Below are 14,811 nucleotides of genomic sequence, written 5' to 3' on the forward strand. Positions count from 1 at the left end.
AGTTTTCTCGTCGCCCATTGGAATGGGCCTTGCGCCGTGGAACAAATCCTTCGGGCGTGTGTTGGCCCTATTGGACAGTGCTAGGAAAGGACCTGTTATGAGAAATGTAGCGATTGCGCTGATTGTGATCATTGTGCTGATTGCCGGCGTGTTCGTCTTCACGAGTGGCCCCGAGAGTGACGACGCCATGACGACCGGTGCGGAATCCGGTGCAGATTCGGCAGCCGCCATTACCCCGCCGCCTGCGGTCGAAGAGAGCGCTGCCGATGCTGTGACCGATGCAGCCGATGCTACTCAGGATGCAGCGGACACAGCGACCCAAGCCGTAGAGGATGCTGGTGCTGCGGTCGGTCAAGCCGTCGAGGACGTGCAAGCTGGCGCGGAACAGATGGCCGAGGAGGCCGCAGAAGGCGTGAGCGAGGCAGTGGAGGGCGCTGCTGATGCGGTCTCTGACGCACAAGAGGCCGTGGGCGCCGCGATTAGCGACGCGGTGGATGGCGCAAGCACCCCTGAAGGTGAGATCGCCGATGAGGCTGTGGAAGGCGCCGAGATGGACGCCGATGCAGCGGCGGCGGACGCAGGGACTTCGGTGTCGGGCCTATCGGATCTGCTGACCGTCGATGGTTTCGATTTCGACAAGGTGACCGGTCTTATTCAGGATTCGTCGCTTGGCGCGTTGCAGAAGACCACTTTGGAAGCGGCCCTTGGGGCAGCCCGCGACAATCCCGAGGCTTTGGCCGAGGTGTTGGCGAAGCTGCGCGAAGCTTTGGGTCTGTAATCCGATTATTCAAAGTTGCGGGCGCGCCTTTCAGTGGTGCGCCCGTTTTTGTTGCGCGTCCTTATGCGCCGTAATGCCGATAGCCCAGATCCGAGGGATCAGGCCGCTGTGCGCCGCGATCCAGCGGCGCGCCAAGCCGCTTTGCCAGCCCGATCGACCTGAGATTTTCCGCATCGATGTAGCTCACGAGGGTAGTGATATGCGCGGCATCTAGGCTCCATGCGCGCAGAGCGGCAGCGGCTTCATATGCAAAGCCATACCCCTCGGCCTCGGGGTAGAGATACCAGCCTAACTCGAATTCCGGAAACAGCGGTCCTGAATTGATCGCCACTTGCCCGAGGCATTCACCGCTGGCTGTATTCTGGATCATAAGGGCCCCACATCCGAAAAGGCTCCATTGAGCATGATCGGCGCAGAACATGCCCCAAGCTTTGGTTGTGTCAAATGGGCCGCCCATGAAGATGGAGCGGTCGGACGTCATCAGGCGATGATAGGCATCCCAATCTGCCGCCTGTATGGGACGAAGGGTCAGACGAGACGTGGTGAGCGTGGGAATGCTGATCATAGGTGCGCCTTTTCTCAAATGCGTAAGTGGACAATATCGCGGAAGAATGACTGTTTTGTTTGCGAATACGGCTGGCGGGGTGCTGTGAGTATTTGGGTCGAGAAGAAGCCGGTATCGCTGGCGCGGGCTGGTTGCGGTGGTGAATTGAGTATTTATGCAATAAAGAAGCCGCCGTCGGGAGGGTCCTGACGGCGGCTTTTGTGTATTTGGCTTGGTGTGTGGCGGTTAGCCGACGAAGGCTTTTTCCACCACGAATTCGGCGGGTTCCGAGTTGGCGCCTTCACGCAGGCCGGCCTCTTCGAGGATGGCCATGATGTCTTTGTTGAAGGGCAGCGAGCCGCAGACCATGCCGCGGTCGGTTTCGGGTTTGATGCCGTCGATGCCGAGGTCTTTGTAGACGGTGCCGTCTTTCAGCAGGTCGGTGATGCGGCCCATACGGGGGCTTTCTTCCCGCGTGGTGGTCGGGTAGTAGACCAGCTTGTCTGCGAAGCCTTCGCCCATCAGTTCGGCCAGAAGTTCGTCGTTGCGGACGTTTTCGACCAGTTGTTTGCCATACTCCAGCTCTGCCACTTCGCGGCAGGTGTGGGTCAGGATGATCTGGTCGTAGTCTTCATAGGTTTGCGGCTCGCGGATGAGCGAGGCAAAGGGGGCGATGCCGGTGCCGGTGGCGAAGAGCCACAGGCGCTTGCCGGGCAGCAGGGCATCATGGACCAGTGTTCCCACGGGCTTGGGGCGCAGGATGATCTGGTCGCCGGGCTGGATGTGCTGCAGCTTCGAGGTGAGCGGGCCGTCCTGCACCTTGATCGAGTAGAACTCGAGCTCTTCGTCCCAAGCGGGCGAGGCGATGGAGTAAGCGCGCAGCAGGGGCTTTTGCTTGCCGGTCTTGGGATCGGGATCGCCCATCAGGCCGATCATGACGAATTCGCCAGAGCGGAAGCGTAGCGACGCGGGGCGCGATACGCGGAACGAGAAGAGGCGGTCGGTCCAGTGGGTGACTTCGGTCACGGTCTGCGCGTCGGGCAGGACCACTTTGCTTGCGGCGGCGGCTTGAACAGCGGTTTGTTCGGTCATCGGATATCCCTTTCTCTACGTGCCATATAGCAACGTATTCGGAATTTTGAAAGTGTGTCAGGACGCGCGCAGGCGCGACTGATAGTCATGGGCTTGCCAGCTGGCGCGGAACTGCCACTGGTCTTCGGGCTGGCGGGCGGCAAGGTCGTCACTGATCTCGACCTCGTCAAAGCCGCACCGGCGGGCCATGGCGTATTGGTCAGAGATCACGTGGCCGGTGGCGCGCAGACGCCCTTTGTAGCCCATATCTCGCAGACGTCGGGCAATACCAAAACCGCGGCCATCTGCAAAGGAGGGAAATTCCACGCGGATCAGCGCCAGAGTGCCCAATTGATCGGCAATGGCGGCAGCGTCCGCGTCAGAGGGCAGGGTTGCCACATCTGCGCGATCTTCAAAGCCACCGGTCCAGTCATCTGCGGTGAAGCCCGCATCGGTCACGAGTACAGTCATGCGTTCACTCCTTTGCGGACCATTTTTCCATTTACGAAATGGATGCCGCATTCAGTCTTGTCCTGTCCGCGCCAACGACCGGCACGGGGGTCTTCGCCTTCCTTGACCGGCGAGGTGCAAGGCGCACAGCCGATTGAGGGATAGCCTTTGGCCACCAGCGGGTGACGGGGCAGGCGGTTTTCTTCCATATAGTTCTTGATGTCCTCGGGCGCCCATTTGGCCAGAGGATTGACCTTGATCCGGCCGGTGCCGTCTTCGACCTCGAAGAAATCGAGGGCGGCGCGGGTGCCGGACTGGAACCGCTTGCGGCCGGTGATCCAGCCGTCAAAGCCTTTCAAGGCGTTTTCCAGCGGGATGGTCTTGCGCAGGTTGCAGCACGCATCGGTGTCGAACTGGTGCAGGGTGCCGTCGGGGTCCTGACGGGCGACATCCAGATCGGCTGCGCGGATGATGCGCATGTCTTCCAGTGCCAGACGTTCGGCCAGTTCGGCCTGATAGGCCAGCGTTTCGGCAAAGAGCATCTGGGTGTCGATAAAGATCACCGGCGTGTGCCGGTTGATGATCGACATCAGGTGCAACAGAACCACCGATTCCGCGCCAAAGCTGGACACCAACGCAAGCTTGCCTGCGTCGGGATCTTTCAGGGCCTGCTCTAGAACCGAGGTCGCGCCGTGGTGGCGATACCTTGCGTTCAGAGCCGCGACCCGTGCCGCCAGATCCGCATCCACGCCCAAGGGCGCGGTCGCGGGCTGACCGGCAAAAGGATCAGGTTTTCGTTCAGGCTGCATTGGCCTTTGCCTCCGCCTCGGGGTAGAGCGCCGCTTTGAAAGGAGCGGGGCCCACACGCCGGTAGGCATCAATGAAACGTTCGTCTGCGCTGCTGCGCAGGTCCAGATAGGCCAAGATCAGACGCTCGATCGCGGGAACGATATTGTCGTAGCTGAAACCGGGGCCCGCCCGTTCGCCGACCACCATGTTTTCGGTGTGATCGCCGCCCAGAGTGATCTGGTAGTTTTCCACGCCAGCGCGGTCCAGACCCAGAATGCCGATGTGGCCCACGTGGTGGTGACCACAGGCGTTGATGCAGCCCGAGATCTTGATCTTCAGCTCGCCCACTTCGTGTTCGATCTTCAGGTCTTCGATGCGGGTCGCGATCTGCTGTGCAATCGGGATCGAGCGCGCGGTGGCCAGTGCGCAGTAGTCCATGCCGGGGCAGGCGATGATATCCGACACAAGGCCGACGTTCGCGGTGCCCAGATCGGCAGCTTTCAGCGCTTTGAACAGTTCCGGCAGGCCCGACTTGTGGACGTGGGGCATGATCACGTTTTGCTCGTGGCTGATGCGCAGCTCGCCATAGGCGAAACGGTCGGCCAGTTCGGCCATCAGGCGCATCTGCTCGGCGCTGGCGTCACCGGGGGTTTTGCCGTGCTGCTTGATCGAGATGGTCACGATCGCATGGTCATCACGCTTGTGGGCGGTGATGTTGGTGTCGATCCACGAACGGAACACCGGATCGTTGTCATAGGCGGTCTGGAAGCCGACGACTTCGTCGTTCTTGAAGGCGGGCGGCAGGAAGTGCTGTTCGATCTCGGCCAGCAGTTTCTGGTCAAAGCCGCCGAACTGGGGCTTGAGCACCGCGAAACGCTCTTCGACTTTGGCGCGGAAGGTGTCCAAACCCTGTTCATGTACAGTGATCTTGATACGCGCTTTGTATTTGTTGTCGCGGCGGCCTTCGATGTTCCAGACGCTGACGATGGCTTCCAGATAGGGCAGCAGGTCTTCGTGGGTGACGAAGGGGTTGATCACCTTGCCAACCATCGGGGTGCGGCCAAGGCCGCCACCGACGATCACCTCAAAGCCGATCTGGCCGTCTTTTTCCACCATGCGCAGGCCGATGTCGTGGGCCTTGGTCACGGCGCGGTCATTGGGCGAGCCGGTGATCGCGATCTTGAATTTGCGCGGCATGAACTGGAATTCGGGGTGGTCGGTGGACCACTGGCGCAGCAGTTCGGCCACGGGGCGGGGGTCTGCCAGTTCATCGGCAGCCGCACCGGCAAAGTGGTCGGCGGTCACGTTACGGATGGTATTGCCCGACGTCTGGATAGCGTGCAGGCCAACCTCGCCCAGAGCGTCCAGCATATCCGGCACATCAGGCAGCTTGGGCCAGTTGTACTGGATATTCTGACGGGTGGTGAAGTGGCCGTAGCCTTTGTCCCACTTTTCCGCCAGCAGAGCCAGTTGGCGCATCTGGTCCGACGACAGGGTGCCGTAGGGGATTGCCACGCGCAGCATGTAGGCGTGCAGTTGCAGGTACAGACCATTCATCAGGCGCAGGGGGCGGAATTCGTCCTCGGTCAGGCTGCCGTCGATGCGGCGCTCGACCTGAGCGCGGAACTGGGCGTTACGCTCGGCCAGAAAGGCGGCGTCGAATTCGTTGTACTTGTACATCGGTTAAACCTTTGCCTCTGCCTGTTTGCCGTGGAAGTAGTTGGACGGGCCGGTGCGGCGGAAGTCCTCGCGGAAGTGGGTGGGCTCGGGGCCGTTCGGGCCCGCGATGGCGTCGGCCAGATAGACGCCGACGACGATGGATTGGTCACGGTTCGCATCCAGCAGTCGGACGTCGGCGTGAGCTTCGTCTTCGATCAGCTCGGCCTCACAGAGGTTACGGGTCCAGCGGTCGTCTGCGGTGAAGTAGATGACATCGCCTTCCAGCAGATGGTTTGCGGTCACAACCTTGGGCGTGAATTTGCGGGCCATATGAGCCGAGCTCCTGTGATGAAACGAATTGCGCCGGCCGGACCCGTCTGTCTTGGCGTGCCGTGGCTGGCTTGACTTGGGGTTAGATATAGGAAATTGTCCCCCTAATTGGCTATATGTCGGCGGAGATAAGAATGATTGTTCCAAATCGTGCGGCGGGAAGAACGCCGGTTTCCCCAAACAGGAGAAAATGAGAATGAGTGTGCGTCTGGACCAGATAGACCGGAAAATCCTTTCCGAGTTGCAGGAGGATGCCAGTCAGTCATTGGATGAGATCGCCCGCAAAGTCGGCTCTTCCAAGACCCCTGTGTGGAATCGAATCCGCAAGCTGAAAGAGGCGGGCGTCATTGGTGCGCAGACCGCCGTTCTGGACCCTGAAGCCCTTGGTTTTGAGGCATGTTTCTTTGTGCTGATCCGCACCAGCGCCCATGAGAAGGAATGGCAAGAGGCATTCCTGAACGCGGTGAAATCGCGCCCCGAAGTGCAAGAGGCGCACCGTCTGGCGGGGGATATCGACTATATCCTGAAGGTGCGTGTGCAGAACGCCCGTGCCTATGACGCCTTTTATCAGGCGCTGATTTCAGAGGTGCGGGTGCATAACGTGACCGCGCTGCTGTCGATGGAGCAGATCAAGAGCACCACAGCCCTGCCGCTATAAACCGCTTTAATAGCGGACAGGCAGGGCGCTGAGCCCGTGGAAATGATAGACATCGGCGTAGGACGGGGTGCCGTCCAGCGCTAGATTGGGCAGGCGGTCGAACAGGACCTCTAGCGCGATCTGTAGCTCTAGCCGTGCCAGCGGTGCCCCGATGCAAAAATGGATGCCGCCGCCGAAACTGGTGTTCGTCTTGATGGCCCGTTTCGGGTCGAATGTTCCGGCATCAGCCCATGCGGCAGGGTCGCGGTTGGCCGAGGCCAGCATCAATGCCACCTGATCGCCCCGTTTGAAGTCATAGCCAAAGAGGTGAATGTCCTCATAGGCATAGCGGGTGAAGACGTGCAGGGGCGGATCGAAGCGCAGGACTTCCTCGACCGTGCCGGAAATGGTGTCCGGTTTCAGCGCCGATAGGGGAACGTTTTCCTCTAGCAGAGTCTTCACGCCGTTCCCCAGTGTGTGCACCGTGGCCTCATGCCCTGCGTTCAGCAGCAGGATGCAGGTGGTGATCATCTCTTCCGTGGTCAGGCGCTGGCCGTCCTCTTCGGCTTTGATCAGTTCCGAGATCAGATCGTCCCGCGCATCCCGTCGCCGCTGGTCGATATAATCCGCCATGAAGGCGGTAAATTCCTGCGCGGCAAGGTTGGCGGCGTCTTCATGGGCGCGCGTGCGGCCCGCTTGGTACATGCCCACCATGTCGTTGGACCAGCGCAGCAATTGCGGGGCCATCTCTTCGGGAACGCCTAAGAGGCGGGCGATAACGATGACCGGAATGGGCGTGCAATAGGCGGGCAGCAGATCGCAGCCCCCAGCGGGCAGATTGTCGATCAACTGGTGACAGAGGGCGCGGATTTCCGGCTCTAACGCCTTGATCCGGCGGCTGGTGAAAGCCCGCAGCACCAGACCGCGCAGGCGGGTGTGGCGGGGTGCCTCAAGTTCCAGCATCGAATGGGCCTCGACCCCGTAAAAGGCAGTCAGGTGGTCGGGGGCAGGAACAGCGTTCTCGGGCGGGACCTCGCGTCCAAAACGACGGTCCTTCAGCAGGGCGCTGACGGCGGCATGACTAAAGACAGCGGGCATGGCGTATTCGTCCCACCACAGCACCTGCGCCCGCGCGCGGGCCGAGTCGTAAAACGGGTAGGGGTTTTGCACAAAGGCAGGGTCAGTGGGCGATTGCTGTATCCGTGTCATAGGCGCATGTAAGAAGAATTCTATAGTCCGCGCAATGATCTAGGCCCTGTCTGCCCCATGGTCATTGCGCTGTCTGGCGCCTGCATGGGCAGGTTTGGTAGAAGGCTGATATGAAAGCTCTGTTCGAACGTCGATTTGTCCTGATCCTGCTGTTTCTGATGGGCACTGCCGCAATCAGCGGGGCGATCTGGCATTACAGCTATACCCAAGCCTTGCAGCAGACCGCGCAGCGGGGACGGGCTGACCTTGAACTGGCCGCTGACCGCCTGCGGGCCGAGCTTCAGCGCTATCGCGAACTGGCGGTTTATCTGTCGGACCATCCCTATGTGACCGATCCGTCGAACCGTGAAGCTCTGCGAACGCTGTTCGTGAAATCTGCCGATAAAACAACGGCTTTGGATGTGATGCTGTTGGATCGCAGCGGGCGGTTGATCGGTAATGCGAATGGGGCGGATACGGTGGATTGGTCCGCGATGCCCATGTTCCAACGGGCGATGGACGGAGGGCTTGGCAGTTTTCACGCAGTCAGCCCGCGGTTCCAGCGTCGTGCCTTTTACTACGCCGCGCCGGTCTTTGCCGAGGATGGGGCCGTGAAGGGCGCGATTGTGGTCGTCGTGGACATCGAGCGGCTTGAGCGCGACTGGCGCGGGGGCGTGCCAGTGGTGTTCTTCACCGACGATTTGGGCGTTGTATTTATCTCGAACCGGGAAGAACTGCTGTACTTGCAGCGGGGGAAGGGGCGGCAAAGCCAGAACGCCGATTACCGCGCAGCCCCCTTGCGGCCCTTTCTGCCGTTTGAAGCGACCACCCGCGACGGTGTTGAACATTGGGCGCTGGATGCGGGCCGCTATGTGCCTGCCAAGTCCCTGCATCTGGTGCGCGATCTGCCGGTGGTCGGGATGCAGGCCGAAGCGCTGGTCGATACGGCATCGGCCCGTAATATCGCGGCGTTGCAGGCGACGGTGGCGGCAGTGATCCTGCTGTTCTTTGGGGCGCTCTTGTTCCTTGTGACCGAACGCCGCCGCGCCTTGTCCCTTGCCAACCTGCAACTGGAAGAGCGGGTGGCCCAACGCACCGCTGAACTAGAGCAGGCGCAGGCCGATCTGGTGCAGGCGGGAAAGCTAAGCGCTTTGGGAAAGATGTCCGCAGGCATCAGTCATGAATTGAACCAGCCGTTGATGGCGATCCAGACCTTTGCCGAGAACGCCGTTCTGTTCATGGAGCGTGGGCGCGATGCAGATGCTGCCAAGAACCTTGAGCGGATTTCAGACATGGCGCGGCGCATGGGACGGATCATCAAGAACCTGCGGGCCTTTGCGCGGCAAGAGCGTGAACCCGTGGGCCGTGTCGATCTGGTGCAGGTGATCGCGAACGCGCTGGAACTAAGCGAGGCGCGGATGAAGCAGGAAGGGGTGGCGCTGGTCTGGTCTCCTCCGGCCCATCCGGTGCTGGTGCGCGGCGGCGATGTGCGCCTGCAACAGGTCACGCTGAACCTTATCTCTAACGCGATTGATGCGATGACGGGGCAGACGTTCCGCTGCCTGACAATCACCCTGACCGAAGGTGATCCGGTGCTGATGACCGTGGCCGACACCGGCCCCGGCATCGAGGCCCCCGAAAAGATTTTCGACCCGTTTTATAGCACCAAAGAAGTCGGCGCGTCCGAGGGGATGGGTCTTGGGCTTTCGATCTCATACGGTCTGGTGCAATCCTTTGGCGGCGTGATACGGGGCGAAAACAGCCCTGACGAGGGCGCTTTGTTCTCGGTCGAACTGCAACCTTGGCAAGAGGAAACCCCCTGATGCTGACCAATGTCCTGATCGTCGAAGATGATATGGCCGTGCGCGAGGCTTTGGGCCAAACGCTGGATCTTGGCGGGCTGCATCCGACGCTGGCGGGGTCATTCGTTGGTGCCAAGGATCTGATTCAGGCGGATTTTAACGGGGTGATCCTGTCGGATATCCGTATGCCTGGGCGCGACGGGTTCTACTTGCTGGACTATGTGCGCAAGGTGGATGCGGACCTGCCGGTGATCCTTTTGACCGGTGAAGGCGATATTCCCATGGCGGTGCAGGCGATGGGGGCAGGGGCCTTTGACTTTCTGGAAAAGCCCTGTGCGCCTAAGGATCTATTGGCCGCATTGGAAAAGGCGCTGGCCCATCGCGGGCTGGTGCTGGAAAACCGCCGCTTGCGGGCACAACTGACTGCGGGCGATCCGGCGGCGCGGATGATCTTCGGCAAGTCCCAAGCGATGGAGACCCTGCGTGCCACCGTGCGCACAATTGCGGGCACCGCGACCGATGTGCTGGTCACCGGCGCGCCCGGGACGGGTGTCTACAAAGTGGCCGAGGTGATCCACCTGATGTCTCCCCGCGCCAAAGAGCCCTTTGAAAAGCGCAGCGCCGCAGGTCTCAACCCCGAAGCCTTGGCCGAGGCGATGGAGCGGGCCGAGAACGGCAGCATTTTTCTGGACGAAGTCGCGCTTTTGCCCAGTGAAACCCAGTTCTCTTTGCTGACGCGGCTGGAAAATGCGGGCGCACGGGTTCTAGCAGGAAGCACGCGTGATCTTGCCGCGCTTGTGGCCGAGGGGCAGTTCAACGCCGATCTCTATTACCGCCTTGAAGGCGTGCGGGTGTACATCCCCGACCTGCGCGAACGGCCCGAAGATATTCCCGTCCTGTTCCGCCAATATGTGGCGCAGGCCGCCGAGCAGGCGGGCGTTTCGGCCCCTGAAATCACGTCCGAGGTCATCGCCCGTCTGATGGCGCAGGACTGGCCCGGCAACGCCCGTGCCTTGATGAACGCCGCCATGCGCTTTGCCCTGCGTTTGGGTGATGTGGTCGAAGATCAAAGCCTTGGTTTGGCCGAGCAGATGGCACAAGTAGAACGGTCACTGCTTATTGAAGCTCTCCGTAAGCATGCAGGGCAGGCGACCGCTGCTGCAAAAGCACTAAAACTGCCGCGCAAGACTTTCTACGACAAGCTGACCCGCCACGGGATTCGTGCTGAAGACTTCCGCTCCGAGTAATGTGCGGATTTTCGCACAAGGCGAAAATCCCATGTGCGGGATTTCGCACATCGCCGCGCTGCCGCATGGCTGGGTTGCGTTTTGTGCAACCCTTAACTGCCGGTAAATATTAAGAAATCCGCCCCAATGTCGAAAATGTGATTATCCGCTTGAGGGGCTAAGGCCTTGGGCGTTTACCTCTGCTGCGAAGTCTCATGTGAGGCTTGGGTATTTTAATTTCAATGGGGAGGAGAACCATGAAATTTCTCGCAACCGCAGCAACCGCTCTTGCTCTGACCGTTACCGGCGCCGCTGGCGCGATGGCCCAGTGTGATGAAGGCGAAGTTGTTATCAAGCTGAGCCACGTCACCAACACCGACAAGCACCCCAAAGGTCTGGCCGCATCGCTGCTGCAGCAGCGCGTCAACGACGAGATGAACGGCAAGGCGTGCATGGAAGTGTACCCTAACTCGACCCTCTACAACGACGACCAGGTTCTGGAAGCGATGCTGCAAGGCGACGTTCAGATGGCGGCCCCCTCGCTGTCGAAGTTCGAACAGTTCACCAAAGTCTTCCGCATTTTCGACCTGCCCTTCATGTTCAAGAACATGGAAGCTGTTGACGAGTTCCAGAACTCGGAAGCGGGCGCAGGTATGAAGGAATCGATGGTCAAGCGCGGCCTGCTGGGTCTGGGCTTCTGGCACAACGGCATGAAGCAGATGTCGGCAAACAAGCCGCTGACCCTGCCCACCGATGCAGCTGGCCTGAAGTTCCGCGTTCAGCCGTCGGAAGTGATCAAGGCGCAGATGGAAGCGATCGGCGTATCGCCCCAGCCGATGGCCTTCTCGGAAGTTTACGGCGCTCTGCAGACCGGCGTTGTTGACGGTCAGGAAAACACCTGGTCGAACGTTTACGGCCAGAAGTTCTTCGAAGTGCAGGACGGCACCACCGAAACCAACCACGGTGTTCTGGACTACATGCTGGTCACTTCGGTTGACTGGTGGGATAGCCTGGACGCGGACGTACGTGACCAGCTGGCAACCATCGTCGAAGAAGTCACCACCAGCCGTAACGCAGCCATCGCAGAAGTCGACGCAGAAGCCCGTCAGGCGGTTCTGGATGCCGGCGGCGAGATCCGTGAATTGAACGCTGAACAGCGTCAGGCATGGGTTGATGCAATGATGCCCGTTTGGTCGCAGTTCACCGCTGACGTTGGTCAGGAGAACATCGACGCGGCTCAGGCGATCAACGCCAAGCACTAAGCTGCACCTTTGATCTGATATTGCCCCGGCCCTTTTACGGGGGCCGGGGTCTTGGTTCATAACCCAACCACCTCTCAGGAGCGTCCCCATGTCCGCAAAATACGAGCCGAAAACGGCTCTGGGGCGGTTCATCAATTCACTGGAAGAAACGATCATTGCGATCCTTCTGGGCCTGATGACCCTCGTCACCTTCATGAACGTCGTGTTGCGCTACGGTTTCAACGCCAGCCTCAGCTGGGGTCTGGAAGCGACCACATTCCTTTTCGCTTGGCTGGTGCTGTTCGGGATCAGCTACGCGGTCAAGGTCACTGCACACCTCGGGGTCGACGCCCTGACCAGCATGTTCTCGGCGCCCGTACGCCGTCTGTTGGCGATCGTCGCCGCGGCGATCTGCGTCGCCTATGCATTCCTTCTGTTCAAGGGCGCATGGGACTACTGGGCCAACTTTGCCAACCTGCCCCAGACTAACGGCCACTGGTTCCCCACTGGTCTGGAAGAGATGAAACGTACCAGCTACCGCGCGTGGTACGAGGTTCTTGAACTGCCGATGCCCGAGTGGCTGCGCTGGATCGAACCTCTGATGAATGACGGCGATCACTATGAAAAGCTGCCCCGTTTCATCCCCTACGCCATGCTGCCGATCGGCATGGGCCTGCTGCTGTTCCGCTTCATCCAAGCCTTCATTCAGGTGATGCGCGGCCAGACAGACAGCCTGATCGTCAGCCACGAAGCTGAAGACGCCGTCGATGACGTGCGCCACATGAACTACGAGGAATAATCCGATGGAAGTCGCAATTCTCTTTGCCATGATCGTCGGCCTGATGCTGGTCGGCGTACCGATCGCGGTCAGCCTTGGCTTCTCGTCCGTTGTATTCCTGCTGGTGCTGTCGGAAACCTCGCTGTCGTCGATTGCCCAAAGCTTTTTCCAAGCGATGGCTGGTCACTACACCCTGCTGGCGATCCCCTTCTTCATTCTGGCCTCGTCCTTCATGTCCACGGGCGGCGTGGCGCGGCGGATCATCCGCTTCTCTATCGCGCTGGTGGGGCACTTCCCCGGTGGTCTGGCGATTGCGGGTGTCTTTGCCTGTATGCTGTTCGCCGCCCTGTCGGGCTCATCTCCCGCGACCGTTGTGGCCATCGGCTCGATCGTGATCGCTGGTATGCGTCAGGTGGGCTATAGCAAGGACTTTGCCGCAGGCGTCATCGCCAACGCAGGTACCTTGGGCATCCTGATCCCGCCCTCGATCGTGATGGTGGTCTATGCGTCGGCAACCGACGTGTCGGTCGGCCGCATGTTCCTTGCAGGCGTGATCCCCGGCCTGATGGCTGGCACCATGCTGATGCTGACGATCTATATCATCGCCAAAGTCCGCAACTTGCCCAAAGGCGAATGGCAGGGCTGGGGCGAGGTCATGACCTCGGGTCGCGAAGCCGGCTGGGGCCTCTTCCTGATCGTGATCATTCTGGGCGGTATCTACGGCGGTATCTTCACCCCGACCGAAGCCGCAGCTGTGGCAGCCGTCTATTCGTTCCTGATCGCAACCTTCGTTTACCGCGACATGGGCCCGCTGGCCCGTCCTGAAGGCGAGCGGAACCTCTCGCTGATCCAGCAGCCCAAAGCCATCGTTACCGCGTTCTTCCACAAGGACACCAAGAACACCTTGTTCGATGCGGGCAAGCTGACCGTGACGCTGATGTTCATCATCGCCAACGCGCTGATCCTGAAGCACGTGCTGACCGACGAGCAGATCCCCCAGCACATCGCTGGCATGATGCTGGACGCAGGCTTTGGCCCGATCATGTTCCTGGTCATCGTCAACGTGATCCTGCTGATCGGCGGCCAGTTCATGGAGCCCTCGGGCCTCATCGTGATCGTCGCACCGCTGGTGTTCCCGATTGCCATCGAACTTGGCATCGATCCGATCCATCTGGGCATCATCATGGTGGTGAACATGGAGATCGGTATGATCACCCCGCCCGTAGGTCTGAACCTCTTCGTGACCTCCGGTGTGGCCGGTATGCCGATGATGTCGGTGGTGCGCGCCGCGCTGCCCTTCCTAGCCGTGCTGTTCGTGTTCCTGATCATGGTGACCTACATCCCGTGGCTGTCGACCTATCTGCCGACAACCTTCATGGGTCCGGAAATCATAACCAAATAACAAATGCCGGGCGGTTCAACGCCCGGTTCCCCTCCACTGCAAAAGGCGCCGCTCCAATCTGGAACGGCGCCTTTTCTTTGCGCGGAGTTTTTCGAGTATTTTTACAATAAGGAAGTGTGAAAAATTATGACTTCCTTATTGCTTAAATACTCAATGTCGCTCAGGCGCCCGCAAGCGCGTCGATTATGTCAGAGAAGTCGCTTGCCTTCAGGCTTGCACCGCCAACCAAAGCGCCGTCGACGTTTGAGGTGGCAAAGATTTCGGCGGCGTTGCCGGGTTTGACCGAACCACCATAGAGCAAACGGAAGGCGTCTGCGGCCTCGGTGCCGAAGCGCTTGGCTAGGGTGTCCCGCATGAAATCGTGGACTTCGGCGATCTGGTCGAGGGTGGGTGTCAGGCCGGTGCCGATGGCCCAGATCGGCTCATAAGCGATCACGGTGTTGGTGCCTGTGGCGCTGTCGGGCAGGCTTTCGGCCAGTTGCTCGCCAATCAGGGCGAGGGTGTCGCCGGCGTTGCGGGTGTCGAGGCTTTCGCCGATGCAGACGATTGCAATCAGGCCCGCGTCATAGGCTGCGGTGGCTTTGTCGGCCACATTGTCCGAGCTTTCGCCATGATCTTCGCGGCGTTCCGAGTGGCCGACGATCACATAGGTTGCACCTGCATCACGCAGCATGTCGGCGCTGATGTCACCGGTGTGCGCACCAGAGGTGTTTGCGTGGCAGTCCTGACCGCCAATGGCTACGGCGCTGCCTGAGGCTGCCTCGGAGGCGCGGTCCACAAGCGTTGCGGGCGGGCAGATCGCGATATCGATATCGGCGCTCTGATAAGTGTTGGTGAGTTCGTTGAGTTCCGAAAGGGCCTCGCCCGTTCCGTTCATCTTCCAGTTGCCAGCGGCAAATTTGCGACGCATTCCGTC

15 protein-coding genes are annotated in these 14,811 nt (G+C 60.2%); 7 read left to right on the forward strand and 8 right to left on the reverse strand.

Going from position 1 to position 14,811, the window contains the following annotated elements:
- Positions 1–97 precede the first annotated feature (97 nt).
- Complete coding sequence (locus tag CLV74_RS00980) at positions 98–778, forward strand: hypothetical protein (RefSeq protein WP_106262343.1); 681 nt, start codon at positions 98–100, stop codon at positions 776–778.
- Positions 779–839: 61 nt separating this feature from the next.
- On the opposite strand, the gene CLV74_RS00985 is transcribed toward CLV74_RS00980, so the two are convergent.
- From CLV74_RS00985 to CLV74_RS01010, 6 genes are all read right to left on the reverse strand, one after another.
- Complete coding sequence (locus tag CLV74_RS00985; protein WP_106262344.1) at positions 840–1,343, reverse strand: GNAT family N-acetyltransferase; 504 nt, start codon at positions 1,341–1,343, stop codon at positions 840–842.
- A gap of 225 nt (positions 1,344–1,568) precedes the next feature.
- Entirely contained in the window at positions 1,569–2,414 is an 846-nt protein-coding gene (locus CLV74_RS00990; protein ID WP_106262345.1) for a ferredoxin--NADP reductase, read from the reverse strand.
- Between the two features lie 57 nt (positions 2,415–2,471).
- Positions 2,472–2,864, reverse strand: a complete 393-nt coding sequence (locus CLV74_RS00995; protein ID WP_106262346.1) for a DUF934 domain-containing protein — start codon at positions 2,862–2,864, stop codon at positions 2,472–2,474.
- Positions 2,861–3,652, reverse strand: a complete 792-nt coding sequence (locus CLV74_RS01000; protein ID WP_106262347.1) for a phosphoadenylyl-sulfate reductase — start codon at positions 3,650–3,652, stop codon at positions 2,861–2,863. The genes CLV74_RS00995 and CLV74_RS01000 overlap by 4 nt, the downstream gene beginning before the upstream one ends.
- Positions 3,642–5,312 carry a nitrite/sulfite reductase gene (locus tag CLV74_RS01005; RefSeq protein ID WP_106262348.1) on the reverse strand — a complete coding sequence of 557 codons (1,671 nt, stop codon included), beginning with the start codon at positions 5,310–5,312 and terminating at the stop codon, positions 3,642–3,644. The genes CLV74_RS01000 and CLV74_RS01005 overlap by 11 nt, the downstream gene beginning before the upstream one ends.
- 3 nt (positions 5,313–5,315) lie before the next feature.
- Positions 5,316–5,621, reverse strand: coding sequence for a DUF2849 domain-containing protein (locus tag CLV74_RS01010; protein WP_106262349.1), 306 nt, complete (start codon positions 5,619–5,621; stop codon positions 5,316–5,318).
- 196 nt (positions 5,622–5,817) lie between these two features.
- Here CLV74_RS01010 and CLV74_RS01015 point away from each other — a divergent pair, with 196 nt between their 5' ends.
- A complete protein-coding gene (locus CLV74_RS01015) occupies positions 5,818–6,279 on the forward strand; it encodes an Lrp/AsnC family transcriptional regulator (protein ID WP_106262350.1) in 462 nt (153 codons plus the stop codon).
- 6 nt (positions 6,280–6,285) lie between these two features.
- On the opposite strand, the gene CLV74_RS01020 is transcribed toward CLV74_RS01015, so the two are convergent.
- Positions 6,286–7,467: a cytochrome P450 gene (locus CLV74_RS01020; protein ID WP_106262351.1), complete on the reverse strand. Its 1,182-nt coding sequence runs from the start codon at positions 7,465–7,467 to the stop codon at positions 6,286–6,288.
- A 110-nt stretch (positions 7,468–7,577) separates the two neighbouring features.
- Here CLV74_RS01020 and CLV74_RS01025 point away from each other — a divergent pair, with 110 nt between their 5' ends.
- The 5 genes from CLV74_RS01025 to CLV74_RS01045 all read left to right on the forward strand — a co-directional run bounded on the left by CLV74_RS01025 (position 7,578) and on the right by CLV74_RS01045 (position 13,895).
- Complete coding sequence (locus CLV74_RS01025; protein WP_106262352.1) at positions 7,578–9,269, forward strand: sensor histidine kinase; 1,692 nt, start codon at positions 7,578–7,580, stop codon at positions 9,267–9,269.
- Complete coding sequence (locus CLV74_RS01030) at positions 9,269–10,495, forward strand: sigma-54-dependent transcriptional regulator (protein ID WP_106262353.1); 1,227 nt, start codon at positions 9,269–9,271, stop codon at positions 10,493–10,495. The genes CLV74_RS01025 and CLV74_RS01030 overlap by 1 nt, the downstream gene beginning before the upstream one ends.
- A 236-nt stretch (positions 10,496–10,731) precedes the next feature.
- Positions 10,732–11,736, forward strand: coding sequence for a DctP family TRAP transporter solute-binding subunit (locus CLV74_RS01035; protein ID WP_106262354.1), 1,005 nt, complete (start codon positions 10,732–10,734; stop codon positions 11,734–11,736).
- An 88-nt stretch (positions 11,737–11,824) separates the two neighbouring features.
- A complete protein-coding gene (locus CLV74_RS01040) occupies positions 11,825–12,514 on the forward strand; it encodes a TRAP transporter small permease (protein ID WP_106262355.1) in 690 nt (229 codons plus the stop codon).
- Positions 12,515–12,518: 4 nt separating this feature from the next.
- Positions 12,519–13,895, forward strand: a complete 1,377-nt coding sequence (locus CLV74_RS01045) for a TRAP transporter large permease (RefSeq protein WP_106262356.1) — start codon at positions 12,519–12,521, stop codon at positions 13,893–13,895.
- Between the two features lie 160 nt (positions 13,896–14,055).
- Here CLV74_RS01045 and tpiA read toward each other — a convergent pair whose 3' ends face one another.
- Complete coding sequence (gene tpiA, locus CLV74_RS01050; protein WP_106262357.1) at positions 14,056–14,805, reverse strand: triose-phosphate isomerase; 750 nt, start codon at positions 14,803–14,805, stop codon at positions 14,056–14,058.
- Positions 14,806–14,811 lie beyond the last annotated feature (6 nt).

It is taken from the genome of Donghicola tyrosinivorans, from assembly GCF_003003355.1.
GTDB classification, from domain to species: domain Bacteria; phylum Pseudomonadota; class Alphaproteobacteria; order Rhodobacterales; family Rhodobacteraceae; genus Donghicola; species Donghicola tyrosinivorans.

What these genes read in the sequence shown, in the direction of transcription:
- CLV74_RS00980 (WP_106262343.1), top strand. Translation starts at nt 98, where the DNA reads ATGAGAAATGTAGCGATTGCGCTGATTGTGATCATTGTGCTGATTGCC.
- CLV74_RS00985 (WP_106262344.1), bottom strand. Translation starts at nt 1,343, where the DNA reads ATGATCAGCATTCCCACGCTCACCACGTCTCGTCTGACCCTTCGTCCC.
- CLV74_RS00990 (WP_106262345.1), bottom strand. Translation starts at nt 2,414, where the DNA reads ATGACCGAACAAACCGCTGTTCAAGCCGCCGCCGCAAGCAAAGTGGTC.
- CLV74_RS00995 (WP_106262346.1), bottom strand. Translation starts at nt 2,864, where the DNA reads ATGACTGTACTCGTGACCGATGCGGGCTTCACCGCAGATGACTGGACC.
- CLV74_RS01000 (WP_106262347.1), bottom strand. Translation starts at nt 3,652, where the DNA reads ATGCAGCCTGAACGAAAACCTGATCCTTTTGCCGGTCAGCCCGCGACC.
- CLV74_RS01005 (WP_106262348.1), bottom strand. Translation starts at nt 5,312, where the DNA reads ATGTACAAGTACAACGAATTCGACGCCGCCTTTCTGGCCGAGCGTAAC.
- CLV74_RS01010 (WP_106262349.1), bottom strand. Translation starts at nt 5,621, where the DNA reads ATGGCCCGCAAATTCACGCCCAAGGTTGTGACCGCAAACCATCTGCTG.
- CLV74_RS01015 (WP_106262350.1), top strand. Translation starts at nt 5,818, where the DNA reads ATGAGTGTGCGTCTGGACCAGATAGACCGGAAAATCCTTTCCGAGTTG.
- CLV74_RS01020 (WP_106262351.1), bottom strand. Translation starts at nt 7,467, where the DNA reads ATGACACGGATACAGCAATCGCCCACTGACCCTGCCTTTGTGCAAAAC.
- CLV74_RS01025 (WP_106262352.1), top strand. Translation starts at nt 7,578, where the DNA reads ATGAAAGCTCTGTTCGAACGTCGATTTGTCCTGATCCTGCTGTTTCTG.
- CLV74_RS01030 (WP_106262353.1), top strand. Translation starts at nt 9,269, where the DNA reads ATGCTGACCAATGTCCTGATCGTCGAAGATGATATGGCCGTGCGCGAG.
- CLV74_RS01035 (WP_106262354.1), top strand. Translation starts at nt 10,732, where the DNA reads ATGAAATTTCTCGCAACCGCAGCAACCGCTCTTGCTCTGACCGTTACC.
- CLV74_RS01040 (WP_106262355.1), top strand. Translation starts at nt 11,825, where the DNA reads ATGTCCGCAAAATACGAGCCGAAAACGGCTCTGGGGCGGTTCATCAAT.
- CLV74_RS01045 (WP_106262356.1), top strand. Translation starts at nt 12,519, where the DNA reads ATGGAAGTCGCAATTCTCTTTGCCATGATCGTCGGCCTGATGCTGGTC.
- tpiA (WP_106262357.1), bottom strand. Translation starts at nt 14,805, where the DNA reads ATGCGTCGCAAATTTGCCGCTGGCAACTGGAAGATGAACGGAACGGGC.